Here is a 986-nt window from a genome sequence, read left to right on the forward strand (position 1 = left end):
TGTTGTGGGTCATGAGGTTCTTGGCACGAGGCCCGGGCTGAGATGAGACGAGCGGGCCCCGCCCGGCAGGATGGAAGTTCCTCAACAACCCATCCGCTGGAAAGAGCCCGCTCATGACCCACGCTAACGCACCCCTGACCCCCACCGGCCGTCTCAGGATGGTCCACCGCCACCTGCACGACGGGATCCCCCAAGCCCATGTCGCCGCCGAGTTCCGCGTCAGCCGCCCCACGGTGGCCACCTGGGTGGCCCGCTACCGCGCCGAGGGCGAGGCAGGACTGCAAGACCGCTCCTGCCGGCCACGACGCTCTCCCGCCCAGCTCGACCCCGAGGTGGTGGCCCAGATCCAGACCCTGCGTCGCAGGGAGAAGTGGTCAGCCCGCCGCATCCATCACCACCTCGTCTCTGAAGGCCACCGGGTGTGCCTCCGAACGGTGGGCAGGTGGCTGCACCGGCTGGGCATCTCCCGGTTGCCAGACCTCGCGCCCACGGGTGAGGACCTGCGCCAACGACCGCAGAAGATCACCGCCCGCGGCCCGGGGCACATGGTGCACCTGGACGTGAAGAAGATCGGGCGCATCCCTGACGGGGGCGGCTGGCGTGCTCACGGCCGGGACTCCGAGAACGCGCGAGCAGCCAAGCGCGGGCCTGGCCGACGGGTCGGCTACACCTACCTGCACTCGGCGATCGACGGGTTCACCCGCCTGGCCTACACCGAGGCGTTGGAGGATGAGCGGACGGTGACCACGATCGGGTTCTTCTGCCGGGCGCGGGCGTTCTTCGCCGCCCACGGCATCACCGTGGACCGGGTGGTCACGGACAACGGGAACAACTATCGGGCTGCGGACTTCACCGCGAAGGTGGTCTCGCTCGGGGGCCGGCACCACCGGATCCGCCCATACACCCCGCGCCATAACGGGAAGGTCGAACGGTACAACCGGCTGATGGTCGATGAGGTCCTCTACGCCCGCCCGTATACCTCAGAG

The 986-nt window shown here is 69.1% G+C and carries 1 protein-coding gene; it reads left to right on the forward strand.

Annotated elements, in window-relative coordinates; translation table 11 throughout:
* Positions 1-113: 113 nt before the first annotated feature.
* A partial coding sequence (locus tag FLM69_RS11240) for an IS481 family transposase (RefSeq protein WP_141844300.1) occupies positions 114-986 on the forward strand: 873 nt, incomplete at its 3' end.

Origin of the sequence: Micrococcus sp. R8502A1 (assembly GCF_006704135.1) — a bacterium.
GTDB classification, from domain to species: domain Bacteria; phylum Actinomycetota; class Actinomycetes; order Actinomycetales; family Micrococcaceae; genus Micrococcus; species Micrococcus luteus.